17 protein-coding genes are annotated in these 18,243 nt (G+C 52.6%); 4 read left to right on the plus strand and 13 right to left on the minus strand.

The genetic code is table 11. The annotated features are described in order from the left end of the window. Nucleotides 1–163: 163 nt before the first annotated feature. Nucleotides 164–355, plus strand: coding sequence for a CPXCG motif-containing cysteine-rich protein (locus BV405_RS15535; protein WP_086481882.1), 192 nt, complete (start codon nt 164–166; stop codon nt 353–355). Between the two features lie 853 nt (nt 356–1,208). After that, nucleotides 1,209–2,162 (plus strand): thioredoxin-disulfide reductase, encoded by a 954-nt coding sequence (gene trxB / locus BV405_RS15540; protein WP_086481815.1) that lies wholly within the window; start codon nt 1,209–1,211, stop codon nt 2,160–2,162. Nucleotides 2,163–2,242: 80 nt separating this feature from the next. Here trxB and BV405_RS15545 read toward each other — a convergent pair whose 3' ends face one another. The 4 genes from BV405_RS15545 to nfo all read right to left on the minus strand — a co-directional run bounded on the left by BV405_RS15545 (nt 2,243) and on the right by nfo (nt 5,541). Then, the gene (locus tag BV405_RS15545; RefSeq protein ID WP_086481816.1) at nt 2,243–2,947 is read right to left on the minus strand and encodes a tRNA-uridine aminocarboxypropyltransferase; all 705 of its coding nucleotides are present in this window, start codon (nt 2,945–2,947) and stop codon (nt 2,243–2,245) included. Between the two features lie 134 nt (nt 2,948–3,081). After that, complete coding sequence (locus BV405_RS15550) at nt 3,082–3,816, minus strand: SIR2 family NAD-dependent protein deacylase (RefSeq protein WP_086481817.1); 735 nt, start codon at nt 3,814–3,816, stop codon at nt 3,082–3,084. Between the two features lie 77 nt (nt 3,817–3,893). Then, nucleotides 3,894–4,634: a tRNA (guanine(46)-N(7))-methyltransferase TrmB gene (trmB, locus tag BV405_RS15555; RefSeq protein WP_086481818.1), complete on the minus strand. Its 741-nt coding sequence runs from the start codon at nt 4,632–4,634 to the stop codon at nt 3,894–3,896. 49 nt (nt 4,635–4,683) lie between these two features. Next, entirely contained in the window at nt 4,684–5,541 is an 858-nt protein-coding gene (gene nfo / locus BV405_RS15560; protein ID WP_086481819.1) for a deoxyribonuclease IV, read from the minus strand. A 401-nt stretch (nt 5,542–5,942) separates the two neighbouring features. On the opposite strand from nfo, the gene BV405_RS15565 reads away from it, so the two are divergent. After that, nucleotides 5,943–6,797, plus strand: coding sequence for a sulfurtransferase (locus BV405_RS15565; RefSeq protein WP_086481820.1), 855 nt, complete (start codon nt 5,943–5,945; stop codon nt 6,795–6,797). Between the two features lie 15 nt (nt 6,798–6,812). Here BV405_RS15565 and BV405_RS18035 read toward each other — a convergent pair whose 3' ends face one another. From BV405_RS18035 to BV405_RS15585, 5 genes are all read right to left on the minus strand, one after another. Continuing rightward, the gene (locus BV405_RS18035) at nt 6,813–6,941 is read right to left on the minus strand and encodes a hypothetical protein (RefSeq protein WP_281251704.1); all 129 of its coding nucleotides are present in this window, start codon (nt 6,939–6,941) and stop codon (nt 6,813–6,815) included. Continuing rightward, nucleotides 6,922–8,226: a TRAP transporter large permease gene (locus BV405_RS15570; RefSeq protein WP_086481821.1), complete on the minus strand. Its 1,305-nt coding sequence runs from the start codon at nt 8,224–8,226 to the stop codon at nt 6,922–6,924. Before BV405_RS15570 ends, BV405_RS18035 begins: the two co-directional genes overlap by 20 nt. Next, complete coding sequence (locus BV405_RS15575; RefSeq protein ID WP_086481822.1) at nt 8,216–8,707, minus strand: TRAP transporter small permease; 492 nt, start codon at nt 8,705–8,707, stop codon at nt 8,216–8,218. Before BV405_RS15575 ends, BV405_RS15570 begins: the two co-directional genes overlap by 11 nt. A 128-nt stretch (nt 8,708–8,835) precedes the next feature. Further along, nucleotides 8,836–9,843, minus strand: a complete 1,008-nt coding sequence (locus BV405_RS15580) for a DctP family TRAP transporter solute-binding subunit (RefSeq protein WP_086481823.1) — start codon at nt 9,841–9,843, stop codon at nt 8,836–8,838. Between the two features lie 341 nt (nt 9,844–10,184). Continuing rightward, nucleotides 10,185–10,952, minus strand: a complete 768-nt coding sequence (locus tag BV405_RS15585) for a ParA family protein (protein ID WP_086481824.1) — start codon at nt 10,950–10,952, stop codon at nt 10,185–10,187. A 445-nt stretch (nt 10,953–11,397) separates the two neighbouring features. Here BV405_RS15585 and BV405_RS15590 point away from each other — a divergent pair, with 445 nt between their 5' ends. Further along, nucleotides 11,398–13,311 carry a beta-ketoacyl synthase gene (locus BV405_RS15590; protein ID WP_086481825.1) on the plus strand — a complete coding sequence of 638 codons (1,914 nt, stop codon included), beginning with the start codon at nt 11,398–11,400 and terminating at the stop codon, nt 13,309–13,311. Nucleotides 13,312–13,399: 88 nt separating this feature from the next. Here BV405_RS15590 and BV405_RS15595 read toward each other — a convergent pair whose 3' ends face one another. From BV405_RS15595 to BV405_RS15610, 4 genes are all read right to left on the minus strand, one after another. Then, a complete protein-coding gene (locus tag BV405_RS15595; protein ID WP_086481826.1) occupies nt 13,400–14,482 on the minus strand; it encodes an LPP20 family lipoprotein in 1,083 nt (360 codons plus the stop codon). Nucleotides 14,483–14,549: 67 nt separating this feature from the next. After that, on the minus strand, nt 14,550–15,149 hold the full coding sequence (locus tag BV405_RS15600; RefSeq protein ID WP_086481827.1) for a penicillin-binding protein activator LpoB: 600 nt from the start codon (nt 15,147–15,149) through the stop codon (nt 14,550–14,552). A 101-nt stretch (nt 15,150–15,250) separates the two neighbouring features. Then, nucleotides 15,251–17,074 (minus strand): COG3014 family protein, encoded by a 1,824-nt coding sequence (locus BV405_RS15605; RefSeq protein ID WP_140054645.1) that lies wholly within the window; start codon nt 17,072–17,074, stop codon nt 15,251–15,253. 183 nt (nt 17,075–17,257) lie between these two features. Continuing rightward, the gene (locus tag BV405_RS15610; protein WP_086481829.1) at nt 17,258–18,235 is read right to left on the minus strand and encodes an alpha/beta hydrolase; all 978 of its coding nucleotides are present in this window, start codon (nt 18,233–18,235) and stop codon (nt 17,258–17,260) included. Between the last annotated feature and the right edge of the window lie 8 nt (nt 18,236–18,243).

The raw sequence follows: 18,243 nt of genomic DNA on the forward strand, positions 1-18,243 counted from the left end.
ACTGAGTACCACAAAGCTGATGGCTTAAACCCTTTGCTTTGAAGCTTTGTAGAAAGTCACTTTATTGTAAGCAAGGCTTTCCTCCTTGCCGCTGAATACGCGTTAGGCGGACAGAGAGAAAAGCAGCAGAAACGATCCGGAGGGAGCGTTTATGTTAGAGGCGATGCTCACTGAGGTTTACGGGCAATGTCCCTATTGCGGGTCGGCACTGGAAACAGCTGTTGATACCACAGGAGGTGATCAGGATTACTACGAAGACTGCCAGACTTGCTGCGCTCCTATACATATGCAGGTACACGTGAATATGGAGGGAGAATTGCTCAGTGTTGAACTAAAACGGGAAGATGATTCCTGACTGTAAATTTTTAACCGCTAAACCTTTTAATTTAAATTGAACTCACACTTATTGATTGTCTGACACGCAAAACCAAAGCTTTACGTTTCACCCGTAATTTTGACCATGTTGTTTCGAACGCTGTTTTCAGGACTAGCTGAACACATGGCCGACACGAAATGAAAAGAGGTTATTACCGTGACATTCGACACCAGTTAACCGACCTCAGCGTCATCATGGAAGGAAGCGTTCCTTCAAAAGACCGAACGACCTAATTCACTGCCAAAAAGATAACAGGGAACCAAAAAGCGATACCAGTTACTGCCATGGCCAACGGAATCTGAGATTCAGATGCAGAATCCGTTAACTCTCTTAACCGCTGTACTTAAAGAGGAGAAGAGATTTTTTGATGAAGCAATATTTACAAGGTAATCAACATTGATCGGTATTACTCAGTGATCAAAGTGCAGCCTAACAAGTCTGTACAGTACAGAATGCAAGTGTTTAATACCCAATAAAAAGTCCCGTGTAGCCGTGTCTATTCGGGACTTTCTTATTTCTGATCAGCTCATTCCCAAAACCATCTCCGCTCGGCTTTGATCGCTTTTCCCTATCACCGTCATCAGTGCAACCCATTAGTCCCTGAGCAAAAAGCTTGGTTAAAATCTGCCCTAAAGCATCACGGTTGTTTTCAGACTCTGTTAAGATTTCGCCATCACACTGGCAGAGCTATCAGCGTCAGCGAAACGAATCCGGTATATGAGCTGGAATTTACCACCGCTGACCCCATATAGACCTGCAAGCAACAGGATCACCACCCGATCATTTTTTAAGTATCAAAAGAGCCAAGCAAGCGGCTCGCTGGGAGAGCACCATGAGCGACATCCGTCACGAGAAACTGATTATTCTGGGTTCCGGCCCTGCTGGTTACACTGCAGCGGTTTACGCAGCCCGCGCCAACCTGAAACCTGTGATCATCTCAGGTATGCAGATGGGCGGCCAGCTGACCACCACTACTGACGTAGATAACTGGCCGGGTGCGTTTGACGGTATTCAGGGCCCTCAGCTGGTTGAAGATATGCGTAAACACGCCGAGCGCTTCGACACTGAAATCGTTTTCGATCACATCAACGAAGTGGAACTGACCCAGCGTCCGTTCACCCTGAAAGGCGACAGCGGCACTTACACCTGTGACGCTCTGATCATCGCTACCGGCGCAAGCGCTCAGTATCTGGGTCTGCCAAGTGAAGAAGCCTTCATGGGTAAAGGTGTTTCTGCCTGTGCAACCTGTGATGGTTTCTTCTACCGCAATCAGGAAGTGGCTGTTGTGGGTGGTGGTAACACTGCGGTTGAAGAAGCCCTGTACCTGTCCAACATCGCTAAGAAAGTCACCCTGATCCACCGTCGCGACACCCTGCGCTCTGAGAAGATCCTGCAGGACAAGCTGATGGAGAAGGTTGCCAACGGCAATATCGAAGTGATCTGGAACCACACACTGGATGAAGTTCTGGGTGATGACATGGGCGTTACCGGCCTGCGCCTGAAAGCTACCGAAGGCGATGCCACCCAGGAAATCAGCGTAATGGGCGTGTTTATCGCCATCGGCCACAAGCCAAACACCGGCATTTTCGAAGGTCAACTGGAGATGAACGGCGGCTACCTGAAAGTACAATCCGGTCTGGAAGGCAACGCCACCCAAACCAGCATCGAAGGTGTTTATGCTGCAGGTGATGTAATGGATCACGTTTACCGTCAGGCGATCACCTCAGCCGGCACCGGCTGCATGGCGGCACTGGACGCAGAACGCTTCCTGGATAGCCAAGGTTAAGTCAGCATATTCCGCTGAACGCCAGAAACAAAAATCCCCGCTAATACGCGGGGATTTTTTATGCCTGATAAAAACCAGCCTTAACGATTCAAACGCGCTTCCACTTCTTCCCGTAGACCACGGGATTCCGCGTAGCGGCGGTTAAAGGCGGCGAAGTAGTTTTCCACAGCATCAACCGCTTCACTCTCTCCTGCCTGTCGCAGCAGTTCAATACCGACTTCCACGGTACACAGATGCTGGTCACTGGCGGGTTTACGCAGGGCGTAACGGGTCAGGCGGTCAGTTTTTAACGGCAGTACCGGCAGGTTATCCAGATACGGGCTCTTGCGGAAAATCCGCCGTGCCTGTCGCCAGGTGCCATCCAGAATAATAAACACCGGAACCTTCTCCGGTGACTTTTCCCGCTCCGGTTCGAAAGACACCACCCGATGGGCGTAATCTTCCATATCATCCGGGAAGATAATAAAGGGCTGATACTGTTCATCAGCCAACAGCGCCAGCAACTTAGGATCAGGACTGGTGCGGTACCAGTAAAACACCTGAGTTTCCGGCAGACAGTCCGCCAGCAAACGACCTGTGTTGGTCGGTTTGTAGATCTCCTCCGGATGCATAATCAGCCAGACCTGAGCCCGGCAACTGACGTTTTCCGGGCGCAGATCACAGATGCAGAAATCCTTCGCCATCAGACAACCGGTACAGCGGTTCACCCGGGAACCCCGGGCAGCAAAAGGCTTACGCGGCATATCCGGCGCAGGTGGCATAGGCAGAGAAAACGGCTTGGACATTCAGTAACTTTCCGCGGAATGAGTTTTTAGAGAATAAGCGTTAGAGGTTAAAACAAGTTACGCATTCCCATGCGAGCGTGGGAACGAGTTAAGGCCCGACTACCGGTTATGCAGAACAACGCCGGGCAAAGGCTTCAATCGTGCTGTAAACCGGGAATACCGGACAGATCTTCAATGCCGTTCTCCAGCAGATAATCCACCAGTACCGGCATGGCACTGCCCGCAGGATCGCGCAGATAAAACGCTGGCGTATCCGCCGAAGCCTTGGGATCAACCACAATACGCGCCACATGGTAAGGCGCAGCACTGGCCAGGAACGAGGCTGGCTGAACCTGCAAAGACGTCCCCACCACGATCACCAGATCCGCAGTTTGCGTGATCTCATGGGCAATGGGGTACATGGGCACATCTTCACCAAACCAGACGATATGGGGGCGCAGTTGGCTGCCTTTGTCGCACATATCACCGGGATAGATATCGCTCTGCCCCAGATTAATCACCAGACGTTCATCCAGTGTGCTGCGGGCTTTACCGATCTCGCCGTGCAGGTGCATCACTTCGGTTGAGCCGCCCCGCTCGTGCAGGTCATCAATATTCTGGGTGATGACGGAGACCTTAAAACCCTCTTCCAATCGGGCGATCGCTTTATGGGCCGCATTGGGTTCGGCTTTACGGATCTGCTGACGGCGTTCGTTATAAAAGCGCAGTACCAGTTCAGGATCACGCTGCCAGGCTTGGGGCGTTGCGACATCCTGCACATTGTGGTTTTCCCACAGGCCATCACCATCGCGAAAGGTTTTGATGCCACTTTCCGCGCTGACACCAGCACCGCTTAGTACCACAATATGTTTTTTATCCTGACTGCTCATACGCTCTTAAACCCTCTCTGCTTAAAGCTTCTCTGCGCTAATCTTCGCGACTTTATCCTACTGGGCTATTCATGGTCCTACGGGTCAAACACCCACTGATACACCTGCTGCCCACTGCCCAGATACTTACGCTCAAAGGGCGTCAGTACAGGATCAGGCGTAATAGCGACAACCTGTGACGCAGCCTGTTCCAGCATGGAACTTTTAATACCGCCCAGATCTTCATCCAGAGTTTCACTGGTAGGCAGACGCAACAAACTAATCGCCTGTGCCATCTCCTGTACATAGATCAGCCAGTTACTGCGACACTCAAAACGGCCACCCAACTCGGCGATATAAGGCAGCATAGGCCCGCCCTGCCAGCGCAGTTTGAACTGACTCTTCTTCGGATAAGGGTTCGGGTACAACAGATAATGACGCACAGGCTGCCATCCGGCATCCACCGCCAGTCGCCAGAAATCCAGCAGGTTAGCGCGCACCAGCAGAGCATTATCCGGCAGTTCCCCCAGTTTACGACTGAGACGATCTTCCGACTGATCGACACCAATCACGGCATGATCCGGGAACATCTCTGCCAGATGACGCGTGCTTTCACCCACACCACAGCAGCTGTCCAGAATCAGAGGTTTGTTCTGACCACGCAGCCAGTTGGCAGCCTTGTTGAAGGCATCCAGATTGTGCTGCTGATAAGGCTTTTTGAACGGCACCCGACAGTGTTTAAAGACACGATCGACCAGCTCCTCGTGGGGGCCGTCCTGAGTGGTATGGATCTCACGGGAGTTTCCGAAACTCTTATTGCCGTGGGGGCGATGCTTCATCGTTGTGGCTCCCTGAAGCCTGCTGGCTTCTTCACCTGTGAATTCAAATTCATGCCGGGGTTTCGCCCTGTTCAAAGCGACGCAGCATCTGGATCTCATCCGCCCAGATCTCAGGCTCAATGGTTTCCAGCACCAGCGGAATGCCGTCAAAGCGTTTGTCCTGCATCATCCAGCAAAAACCTTCCAGACCAATTTCACCTTTGCCCAGACTGTGGTGACGATCCAGACGGCTGTTCAGCCCGCCCTTGGAATCGTTCAGGTGCATGCCGTACAGATAATCAAAACCCACGGTGCGTTCAAAGTCGGTAAAGGTGGTATCGCAGGCCTCTGCGGTGCGTATGTCATAGCCTGCCGCAAACATGTGACAGGTATCCAGACAGACACCTACGCGCTTTTTATCCTCAACCTGATCGATGATTGCTGCCAGTTGGTCGAAGTGCCAGCCGAGGTTACTGCCCTGACCGGCGGTACATTCGATCACGGCGATAACACCTTCGGTCTGCGCCAGCGCCCAGTCGATGGACTCAGCGATACGGCTCAGACAAGCCGCTTCATCGATCTTCTTCAGATGGCTGCCGGGATGGAAATTAAGATAGGTCAGTCCCAACTGCTCGCAGCGTTGGAGCTCATCCAGAAAGGCATCCCGGGATTTCTGCAGCGCTTCCTGCTCAGGATGCCCCAGATTAATCAGGTAGCTGTCGTGGGGCAGGATCTGCTCCGGCTTAAAACCGTGCTTTTCGCAATTGTGTTTAAACTTGCGGATGGTCAGATCATCCAGCGGCTTGGCCTGCCAGCGACGCTGGTTTTTGGTGAACAGGGCAAAAGCATTGGCACCGATCTCTTTGGCATTCAAAGGGGCGTTAAAGACACCACCACTGGCGCTGACATGGGCACCGATATACTTCATTACTGAACTCCTGAGGCGATAAAAACTTAAAGAATGATCACTACGCAATCGGGGTTAAACCAGAGCTTATTCCCCAACGGAATAACCTAAGGGCAAAAGGCGGCATTGTACCTGAAGCCCCCGTCATTGTCCGTTTCCGACAAGGCTCCAGACAAGAAAACAGGCTGTCTATGAAGTCATTTCATTCCTCTTTCAGCACAAAATGATCTGTACTCATACCTGCGAACCAAAAGAGTGCGCTTGATAAGAAAAAATCCATAAAAACAGAAAACTAGCCATTTTCTACCTATTAGTAGACTCATGGCTTTTGCTTTACTACGGATCGTCAAAGCACCTCTGCAGTAGGCGTAGCAGAAACGGCAGGGTATGCTAGGAAAAATTTTTCCTCGGGAGACTAGGATATGTCTGCAACAACCCCTTCTCTGATTAATGCTCAAGAGCTGTGCCAGCAACTGCAATCTTCCGATGCCCCTGTGGTACTGGATTGCCGTTTCTACCTACAGGAACCGGCAGCCGGTCAGGAAGCTTTTCTGGAGCTGCATATCGCCAAGGCACAGTACGCCGATCTGGATCAGCATCTGTCCAGCCCGGTTGAAGCGGGAGTAACAGGTCGTCACCCACTGCCCACCAAAGAAAATTTTGCCCGCCAACTGCAACAATGGGGCATCACACCAGAACGCTCTGTTGTGGTGTATGACCAGAACAATGCGGCTATGGCCGCAGCTCGTGCCTGGTGGCTGCTGCGCTACGCCGGTATCGAACAGGTTCAGGTATTGGATGGTGGTCTGGATGCCTGGCTGGCGGAAGGTCTGGCGACAGAAACCGGAGAGCAAAGCAGCGATTTCGCTCTGAGCGAACTACCGGAACTGAACTGGCAGGATGAAAAACTGATCAGCGCGCAACAGCTACTGCTGAAAAAACCGGTACTGCTGGATGCCCGGGGTATCGAGCGCTTCGCCGGTGAAGTCGAGCCGATTGATCCGGTTGCAGGCCATATTCCCGGTGCACAATGCGTACCTTTCACCGAACTGGTGGATGGGCAAGGTATGTTCCTGCCTGCGGATCAGCTGAAAGAGAAACTGAGCGCGCTGGATACGGATGCAGCGACTGCTGTCTATTGCGGCTCCGGCGTCACCGCCTGCCATCTGGCACTGGCGGCAACCATTGCAGGTCTGCCGGAACCGCGCGTTTACGCTGGCTCCTGGAGCGAGTGGATCACAGACAGTGTTCGCCCGATTGAAACCGGTCGGGAGTAAAAGACCGCTACAGCCTTAACCCACATTCCCACGCAGAGCATGGGAACGAGTCGGATAAGGAAATGACACAATGGCAATATTCTGGCTCCCACGCTCTGCGTGGGAGCCCATCACATCAGAACGACTACCACTGCCCCACCACATAACCCAGCTTATCCGGCAGCCAGAGCGCAATACCCGGCACCAGCATCACCAACAGCAGACTGCAGGCCATGGCGGCGATAAAGATCAGCGCCCAGCCGATGGTATGTTCCAGCCGGATACCGGCAATACGGGTAGTCACCATCAGGTTCACCGCGACAGGGGGCGTAAACTGACCAATGGCGATATTCATCGCCAGCAGGATACCGAACCAGACCGGATTCCAGCCAAAGTGCTGCATCAGCGGTAGCAGAATCGGGATCAGAATCAGGTAGATAGAGACCGCATCCAGCAGCATACCTGCCAGCAGAACCAGCAGCATCACCAGCAACAGCAGTACCCAGCCGTTATCGGACAGTGACAGCAGGGCTTCCGCCAGATGCTGGAAAGTCCCTAACGTGGTTCCCGCCCAGGCGAAAATCCCCGCCAGCGCGATAATGAACATCACCACACCAGAGGTGACAGCGGCTTCGGTAATCAGCTCAAACAGAGTTTTAAAACTCAGATTGCGATAGACCAGAGTACCCACCAGCACACCATAAGCCACAGCGACAACGGCAGCTTCAGTCGGGGTAAATAGGCCGGAGCGCAGGCCGCCAAGAATAATCACCGGGGCTAACAGTGCCGGAATAGCCGCTTTGAAGCTCTCTCCCAAAGGCGGACGTTCCGATTCGTTCGGATCTTCCCAGCCGTGTTTGCGGGATAACCACAACGCAGGCACCAAAAGCGACAGACCCGCCAACACTCCGGGGAACAGACCCGCTGCAAACAGTGCCCGCAGATCGACGCCCGGTACAACAATCGAATAGAGAATCAGCGCAATAGAAGGTGGAATCAGAATGGCTGTGGATGAAGACGCAGCAATCAGAGTGGCGGAAAAGGGCTGTGGATAACCGGCTTTACGCATACTTGGCAGCATCACCATAGCCACCGCAGCAGCATCAGCCGGGCCAGAACCGCTCATGCCACCCATAATCAGGCAGACCAGTACCGCAACCACTGCCAGACCACCGTGACGGGGACCGATAATCGCCTGGGCAAAACGCACCAGACTCGCAGCAACACCAGCACGTTCGAAAATCAGGCCGGTGAGAATAAACAGCGGAATCGCAATCAGCGGATACTTGGCAACACTGTTATAGGTGTTGGTGCCCAGAGTCGCCAGCATATCCGGTGATAAACCGGTCACGATGCCGACAACACCACCCAGGCCCAGCGCAATCGCCACCGGTACACCCAGCAGCAGCGCCAGCAGGAAGCTGACAATCATCAGAATATCAGGACTCATGGATCACCTCCTCATCCTGCTTGCCCTGCAAGCGGTCGAACAGGTTCTGGGTCATTCGTACCATAATGGCCAGTGCCATCAGCGGCAGCCAGACCACGTAAATCCAGTTAGGCAGGCCAAGACCCGGCGACAGGGATTCCCACTGATACTCTTCCAGCGCGAACTGAGCGCCGTACCAGAGCGTAATACCCAATACGATCATCCCCGCCATCCATTGCAGGAGATACACCAGCTTCAGCGCCGACTTTGGCAGGTGATGTTCAATCAGCTCAATACGGATGTGCTGGTTATGGCGGGCAGCAACGGCGGCTCCGGCAAAGGTTAACAGCACCAGAAAAAACACCGAGAACTCTTCGGTGAAGGCAAAGGAAGCATCTGTGGCATAACGCACAATCACGTTACCCAGACTGATCAGGCAGATGGCGATCAGCGCCAGACTTGCCAACCAGGCCTCCGGACGGAATTTTGGACGACGGGACATAACAGCTCCGCAAAACAGCAACAAACGCGTGTAAAACCGGCTAAAGCATCTGGCCGAAGCCGGTTCTCGGAAACAGCAAAAGCGGCTTGCCCTTGCAGACAGCCGCTTTTGTTAATCAGGTTCAGGGATTAGTTGCGGTTAGCAACGGCTTCCTGAGCCTGTTTTACCAGCGCTTTGCCGATACGCGGTGTCCACTTTTTGTACACAGATTGAGTTGCCGCCACGAAAGCTGCATGCTGTTCAGGGGTCAGATCCGTTACTTCAACGCCACGGGCTTTGATCTTCTCCAGCGTTTCCGCCAGCTCCGCACGGGACTTTTCGATCTCCCATTTTCCGGCATCGATAGCCGCCTGCTTCAGCAGCTTCTGATCTTCCGGAGAGAACTGACGCCATACACGGGTGCTTACCGCAAATACCAGAGGGTCCGCCATATAACCCCAGCGAGTCAGATTGGTCTGGCCAACCTGATCGATACGGGCAACATCAAATACCGACAGAGGGTTTTCCTGACCATCAACAGCACCTGTGGTCAGCGCAGGTTTGGCATCGGCCCAGCTCATCTGAGTTGGGTTAGCGCCCAGAGCGGTGAAAGTATCCTGGAACAGCGGAGAACCCACGACGCGGATCTTCAGGCCTTTCAGATCAGAAGGCTCATCCACTTTCAGCTTAGAATTAGACAGCTGACGGAAACCGTTTTCGCCCCAAGCCAGAGGTGTTACACCGCGTTTTTCAATCGCTTTAAATACCGCCTTACCCGCATCACCCTGAGTGATGGCATCAATAGCCGCATGATCCGGCATCAGAAATGGCAGAGAGAAGAGATTCAGTTCAGGCACCTGTGGCGACCAGTTGATGGTCGAGCCCACAGACATATCGATCAGACCGGAACGCATCGCAGAGAATTCTTTGGTCTGATCACCGGAAACCAGCTGAGCGTTGCTGTAGATCTTCATATTGATGCGCCCTTCAGAGCGTTCTTTTACCAGCTCGACCCATTTATCAGCAGCCTGCCCCCAAGGGAAAGCAGAAGGCAGTACGGTAGAAACGGTATATTCTTTTTTGTATTCCGCCTGAGCGAAAGGGCTGATCAGCAGACAGGTCGCCAGCGCAGCCATCAGGGTACGACGTTTAAACATATTCATGTCCAGATTGTTAGCTTGCAGGATAGGTTCGCTTTGGTTGCCAGCTGCTTAAGGGTATTGAGCTGTCAGATAGCGTGCGGCCTGCCGGTTGGTCAGCATAACCTTGTGGGTTGTGTTGCCGCCGGACGTTATTAGGGGTAGAGGAAAAACCGCGTGCCAGATTATGGCGGGGGGACAAAGTCCGCGACAAAAGAAATATTTAAACGCTTGATAATTAATAGAAAAACACCCCACAAAAGCGGGTATTTACAGATCAGAATATGCCCGAAAAGTATAAAACACAGATAAAGAGCACCCCATACGGATACCCTTATCTGCCAAACTTTTCGGAGCTGTTACTCAGAAAGTACGCTGAACAACTCGACAAACTGGCCAGTCAGCTTGTGTTTAGGCACATAGTGAACCAGAGGTTTGCTCAGCTGATGGGACTCACGCATTTTGACCGATGACATCAGGTGTACCGGCAGCACCGGATGCCCCTCTTCTATCAGTTCATTGACCAGCTGCTGTGGCAGTTTCGCCTGAGGCTGCATCTGGTTAACAACGATGCCTTCCACCTGCAGATCCGGGTTATGATCCGCGCGCATCTCATCGATATTGCCCAACAGTTGCCCCAGAGCCTGACGGGAGAAGGCATCACAATCAAAAGGAATAAGGCAGCGTTCGGCACCGATCAGCGCAGAGCGGGAGAAGAAGTTCAGCGCGGGCGGCGTATCGATAAAGATCTGGTCATAGATCTCAGCCTGCTCCTGCAGCATCTCTTTCAGCTTGTAGATCTTGTAACGGGATTCAAGTTTCGCCTCCAGACTCTCCAGCTCACTATGAGCGGGCAATACATGCAGATTGTCCCACTGGGTCGGCTGAATCAGCTGGGTCATCGGCTTGCGTTGAGAGGAGATCATCAGACACTGCTCAAAGAAATCAAACAAAGTGTCATCCATCTCCTGCACAGTTTTACCGGTCAGGTAGTGGCTGGAATTTCCCTGAGGATCAAGGTCTACCACCAGAGTTTTCAGCCCCTGACAGGCACTGATCGCCGCCAGATTGCAGGTAATACTGGATTTGCCAACGCCACCTTTCTGATTGAATACCACGCGGATCATAGACCTTCCCTCTGCTCTGATCGGTTGAGACTTCTGCTTAGATGAATGCTTATTGATTTGACGCTATTTATCTATTTCGGCAGTGCAACATAATAACTGAGTGTATTCATTTTCCGGCGGCGGGTCGAGTCTGATCCCTGCGTAAAAAAGCGATAAAAATACAGCTATGATAATGGACAGAAAAGACACAAAAACCTGCACAAAATCCACGTTTGGCGGGTATTCAGCCATAGCCGCGCTGTTTGGTAAGTGATAACATTCTTCGCTTAATTTTTCAGGGCTCTGTTTTGTTTTAAACAGGGTTCCTCAGAGTTTGGCTTCCAGGTAGTTCATCACCTCTTGGCCATCCCCAACGAGCTAGGCTATCGCGTGACTTTTCGGTCATACGGGCTATCCAGTATCGTCGCAGCAGCATAAATTGCGACACCGTAATGAGGAGTGGGGCTTGTCACAGTTACCGGTAATTATTGGTTTTGGCGGCGTTAATGCTGCAGGTCGGAGTTCAGGTTTTCAGAGCTTCCGCCGCACCGTTTTAAACAGTCTTGATAATGAACAACAGGCACAGACTCTGGTGAGTCTTGCCTGCATGATGGGACTGCTGACGGAACAAGCGGGTCAGTGGATCACATCAGACGGTGAAAGTCTGGATCTGAACGCGGCTGCGGATCGCGTACGTTCACAGGTACTGGATAACACCCTGATCCGTAAAACCCACCCTGATCTGTTTGATGTGGATGCGATTCCTGCCAATGCACGGCTAACCATCAAACCGGACCAGGAAGCGATCAGCTTTACCCTGCGCCCTCGTCAGATGCCGGAAACCACACCGGATAACTGGCAGGTTGAGACGCTGGAAAACGGTCAGTACCAAATCACCATTACAGGCAGCTTTGAAGCCCTGATTCCTGATGGCCGTGAAGCAGGCGTTAAAGCCTCTGCACAGATGCCGACGGGTTTTGATCCGGGTAAATTCTACCGTTCTGTGCACCACCCGCGTGGTCTGCAGATGGCGGTATTTGCCGCATCTGACATGCTGGGCAGCACAGGTCTGGACTGGGATGCGGTAAAAGACACCCTGCGTCCGGATCAGATGGCGGTTTACGCCGGAAACTCTATCGGCCAGCTGGATCAGTTTGGCTGGGGCGGTCTGCTGCAGAACTTTGTTAACGGCAAGCGTGCTACGTCCAAGCAGATGCCTCTGGGCTACGGCCAGATGCCTGCAGACTTTATCAACGCTTACGTTCTGGGCAGTGTAGGTTCTACCGCTGGCCATCTGGGTGCCTGCGCCAGCTTCCTGTACAACCTGCAGGCTGCGGTAACGGATATCCGTCTGGGCCGTCGTCGTCTGGCGGTTGTCGGCACCAGCGATGCGCCAATTACCCCTGAGATTATCGAAGGTTTCCGCGTGATGGGTGCGCTGGCAGACGATGCCAGCCTGATGGCTCTGGATGCACTGGAAAAACTGGTCGACGCCGATTACCAGAAAGCCTGTCGTCCGTTTGCGGAAAACTGCGGTTTCACCATGGCAGAAGGTGCTCAGTACCTGATGCTGACCGACGATACTCTGGCGCTGGAACTGGGCGCTCAGATCTTCGGTTCGGTACCGGAAGTGTTTGTTAACGCAGATGGCTTTAAGAAATCGATCAGTGCCCCAGGCATCGGCAACTATGTCACGCTGGCAAAATCAGCGGCACTGGTTCGCTCTGTGCTGGGTGAAGAATCCCTGCGTCAGCGCAGTTATGTTCACGCCCACGGCACCAGCACCCCGAAAAACCGTGTGACCGAATCCCACGTTCTGAATGAAGTCGCCAAGGCGTTCAGCATTGAAAGCTGGCCGGTTGCTGCCATCAAGTGCTACGTGGGTCACTCTCAGGGCACGGCCGCCGGTGATCAGACCATCAGCGCATTGGGCACCTGGGCGCACAAGATGATTCCGGGTATCGCCACTACCGATAAAATTGCGGATGACGTGCACCAGAGCAATCTGGAATTCTCTCAGCAGGCGATCGATCTGGCAGAACGTCCGATGGATACTGCCTTTATCAACGCCAAAGGTTTCGGCGGCAATAACGCTACCGGTGTGATCTTCTCGCCGGAAGTGACCTTGCAGATGCTGGCCAAGAAACACGGTCAGGCCGCCATCAGCGCCTGGGAAGATAAGGTACAGCAGCAGAAAGCCCGTGCCGCAGAGTATCAGGCTGAAGTGGATGCCGGTCGTTTCAGTGTGGTGTATCACTTCGGTGATCGCGAAGTACTGGAAGGCCCTGAGCTGCAGATGACCGACAGCAAGCTGCATATTCCTGGTTACGCTCAGGATGTATCCCTTGAGCTGGATAATCCGTTTGCCGATATGAGCTGATTGTCAGCTCATAATAAAGCACTAAAAAAGCCCGCCTTTCTGCAATGAAAGGCGGGCTTTTTATCGACTGTCGTTTTAGAGCAAGACACTAATCAACAATAAAGAGCGCGTCGATCACTTCTCTCGCCAGAATGCCACCCAGCTGCTTCGCAGCCAGATGCTGAGCGCGGTCTTCCATACCGGATACGCCTTTTGCCTCGCGATCAAAAGCCCCCATGATGCGGTTTTTATCATCACGGATCTGCACCTGCGAGCGGGCAAAAACATAGTGGGTGCGGTTCACTTCTTTGCTGCTCATGGTCAGAGAGTAGGTCAGACGCAGGTCCGCATCGGCATCACCGGAGGTGGTCAGACGCAGGCCCAGCTTGCTCATCTCTTCTGCCAGCGAGGCATCCAGAGCACGAGCCTCGGTATTACCCGGAGACAGAGTGATCTTCAGGGAGCTGATCAGACTGTTCAACTCCTGACGTAGCTCCACCAGATCCTCATCCAGTGCAAAGCGACTGAAGCCGGTTTCCGCAACAAACTTCAGCTGATCCACCAATTTGTCCCGCTTAGCGAACAGCGCCAGCACTGGCATCGCTTCACGAACCTGATCGATCTGACTGATCGGCTGACCATCTTTGGTTTCTGTTGCCGGCAGTTCTTTCTCTTCCAGCTCCAGATCGATGGCCGACAGCTGTTCCGCCAGCTTGGCTTCTGCGGCACGACGATTCAGTTCCGCCAGTGTGTAATGGGTTTTCGTTTCCGGATTCACCCAGCTGTCACTCCAGCTCAAACCTGGTAACTCAACCTCAGGAATACGGCTGCGCACCTTGTCATTCACCTGCTCGACAAAGCCCGTTGTCTCGCCGCCTTTCATCTGCAGCTGAGTTTCCGTCGTGAATTCGCTGCTGATCAGCACCTGCATCTGACGAATCAGATCGGCACGGGCGCGCTCTTTGGAATTCTCAGCGGCATTGGATTCGCTGCCGGTGTTATCCGCACTGCCCACACCATAGACGTAACCGGAACGCTCCGGCAGGGTATTCACCCAACTCGGCATACCGCCATTGCTCTTCTCCGGTGCGGAGGAACAGCCGGACAAGACTACCCCGGCAAACAACAGCGACAGTAAGCCACCTTGTTTGCCGAAGATACGTTTTCCGGAGGTCTGTTTAATAGAAGCCAAGTTCTCACTCCTGTGGAATCTCAGTAGATCAGGTTATTCGTTCAGCGTAATGATAAGTGTGCCGCAATTAGCGGCTCATCACTTTCTTGATCTTCTTCTGACCGTTCCACACTTCACGGTTAGTGGTCATGTCGATCAGCTTCATATCGACCTGATAGCTGGTAACACGGGTATCATCCAGCTGATCAACAAAGCTGTTGATGCTGCCAGACAGGGCAAAGTTAGCACCGGTTTCCTGCCCCATTTGCGCCTGAGTTTCAGAAGACGCATTCAGCTCCTGATCGCGACGCTCTTCACGTACTTCATCACGCTCATCACCGCTGACCACAAAGTCCACCTCACCGGAACGCAGCAGCTCACGCTTGATATCGTTGATAAAGGTTTCGGACGGGATATGCTCGCTGGTTTTATTACGGATCGAATGGATCACAACCGTAGGGCGGCGAGCATCTTCAGTGCTCATTTTATAACGGCTCAGCCATGGGAAGGTCAGCATGTCCTGCATCATCTCCTTGGCTACCAGACGGGAATCTTCATCATTCCAGCGATCCGTCAGCGCGATCTCCTGATTTGCATCCACACGCTCAACCGACGGACCACCACAACCCGCTAACAAAAGAGCACTACCCATCAGTGCTGCTGCACCCAGTTTCGCCATCATACGCATATCATTTCTCCTTGAAGCTTGGATTGATGGCCGTTTATTGCGGTTCGGCCATCTGTAACAACCTGTGTTTGGTCGCACGATATTCAATCATGCGCTTTCTGTTAATCTGCTTTTTTCTTAAACGGCAGGAAGGTTCTCAAGGTCAGAATCTCAAGCTCACCTGCTTTAAGATCGACATTGTATTCCTGACGGATTTTCTGCCCTTTCACGGAAACACTGTTCAGAACAACTTTATGCTGTCCCGGTTCCAGTTGCAGACGCTGCACACGGATATGGTGAGGCAGAGACAACCAGTTTCGGGTATCAGCATTGGTGGTGCTGGCGGTCAGTAATTTACCACCCAGAATACCGAGGGCACCCATATCTTTTACCGCCTGCTGGGTAACCAGATTTCTCAGGGTCTCTCGCGCCATGGCACTGTTCAGCTCTGCCTGGGCCTCCAGAACCTGCTGTAATAACCCCAGCATAGCCACGGAATCCGCTTTAATCATAGGACGACTGATATCACCCTCTGCCGAGGAAACCGTCACCTTCGCCGACTTTAACGGCGCATAGGGAATCGGATAATAAGGCACAGCAATACGCACACCGCCATTACCCAGCACATAATCCAGACCGGTATCCTCCACCAGCGGCCAGACTGGTTGCAGGGTCGTTGCCTGACTGTTTCCTAAAACACCTTCACTGGTCAGGATAGAACCGTCGGAAAAATCCCGAATGATGTTATAAAGCCCCTTGTCGGCATACAGCAGATAGAACCAGGCTGCCTGTTCTCTTTGCTCACGCTGATTACCCACTGGCACAGGACGAACCACCAGCTGACGACTGTCACTGTTGATCATCAGGTGCATATTCAGCACCTTGCGCTGTGGAGACAGATCCACATGCTGCAGGATCAGCAATTCCGCTTTATCCGGCTGATAGTTGTAGGCGGTGCCAGCACCGCTATCGGCACCGCCACCTGAAGTGGTGGCCAGAAGCTCACCGGCTCCGGTTTTCTCATCGTCCGCATTAACCCGGGGCTTTTTGCTATCCGTTTTTTCAGCCGCCTGCTCTGCTGATTCGAGACTTTTGGTTTTCACCAACTGACGCCAGCGATCCCCATAACCACCAGCTTTCTGCATTACCCGAACCACATCACTCCAGGCCTGACGAGTCATCGCCTGATCCAGCCCATACTGCTCGGCATAGCCTTCTTCATACAGGGTCGCAGAGCGCTGATAGCTGATACGGGCGTTATCCAGTTCTCCATACTGTTCGTACAGCGCGCCCATCACATAATGGGCAAAGGCCTGATCTCTGAATTTAAGCTCATCGGGATTGATCGGATCACCGTTCAGTTGGCGGAAGACCTTGGCGATCTTGCTGAAGAGTTTTTCCTGCTCCGATTTCGCCTGATCATAATCCCCTGTTTTGAAGACATTTTCATCCAACAAAATCTGTATCCGGCGGTTCTCGACCCGGGCGCTGTCCAGCAACTGATCCTGCTTGCCGCCGGCTTTTTGCTGCTGCGCCAGCATCAGATAGTTGAGCATTTTGGTGTAGTGCAGATAGATACGCTCGTAGAGCTGGCCCTTGTAGGAAGCATTACCCGGATGGGTCATGGCAGAAGCCAACCAGTCTTCGGCACTGGTTCGGTAAAGGGAATCGGAAATAAGGTAGGCCTGCTCAAGCAGTTTGTTACTTTCCTGATAGCGACCATCGAGATGCGCGATCATGCCCCGTTCAAGAAAGTGCAGCAGACGGTCGCTGCCTGACGGCGAAAGAACTTCTTTAGCACCATTATCCGCACCGGTATAATTTTCCGAGCGAATATCATTCAGTACGCCTTCCAGTCCTTCACCGTATGTACTGCATCCAGCAAGAACGAGAAAAACAGATAGCACCAGCAGATTCTTAATTGCCAGCAAATAGCGCTTGATCATGGAACTGGATCTCTTTTTTAACAAACTGAAAAACACGAACATCCCTTCTATCAGTTCACTTTTGATATCTGATCCTGAGTTTTGTACAGCCAGAAAGCTCAAGCAAAGGAAGATCTTGAGTTTATCTACTTCTGCCCGCTGAAACAGCACCTAAAAGGCAGGCATACCAGGTAAAATGTTCTGCTAATTCCGCTGCAGAAAACTGCGCAAACCAGACATCCACTGCAGACGGAGTTCTTCACTCTCGTTAACCATGTGATGCCGGATTCCGGGATAACGGCAGACCTCCACATTAGGGAACTTCTCCTGCAGGGTACTGATATTGTTCTTCCAGTCGACGGTTCGGTCCTCTTCCCCCTGCAGAATCAGGCAGTTAGCCGATACCGGATCAGCAGCTTCAATGGCCGGAATCCAGCGGGATAACGCCCGCACCCAGTCCACCGCCAGATAGTTGTATTGCAGAGGTTCTTCCTTCAGAAAATGCAGAAAGTTCTCATCGTGACTGTTTTTAGAGAAACGCCGCTTCATTCGGGAGATAAAGGGAGACAACAGATAGAAACTGATCAGCCCCTGAGTCCAGTTCCAGGGTTTAACCAGCGGAGCCAGCAACACCGCTTTATCGATGGCAAACTCTTCTTTGAAAGGGCTGCGCAATAACCAGTCGATAATCACAGCACCACCGGTACTCTGTCCCACCAGATTCAACGGTTTTGTCCGTTGCTGGGCGGTCAGCTGCAAAACCTGCCAAAGCGCCCGGCTGTATTCATCAAAGGAGATAATGGATGCTCTTGGCCCGGATGACAGACCATGCCCCGGCAAGTCCACGGCAACCACCTCATAACCCTCTTCCAGCAGAAAGCGGATCAGGTGGGTGTAAAGACCGATATGGTCATAGTAGCCGTGCAGCAGATAGAAGCAGCCTCTGGAACCCTCATTCTCTTCAAGCCGAGGCGTAAAAATCTGATAGACCACCTCATAGGTATCTGAACGCACACAACCCCAAAGATGCTCTGCCGCAGGCAGGCGACTTAAGCCATAAAAATCACTGTAGGTTTGCTTAATACCATCGATGACCGCCTTTTCCGGTGCAACCTCAGCCAGCAAGCTTTTACGCAGGTCGCCGGCATAAAAAGGATCAGCTTTCAGGTGTTGTGCGGTCATGATTGAAG

It is taken from the genome of Oceanospirillum sanctuarii (assembly GCF_002150805.1).
Classification (GTDB): Bacteria; Pseudomonadota; Gammaproteobacteria; order Pseudomonadales; family Halomonadaceae; genus Oceanospirillum; species Oceanospirillum sanctuarii.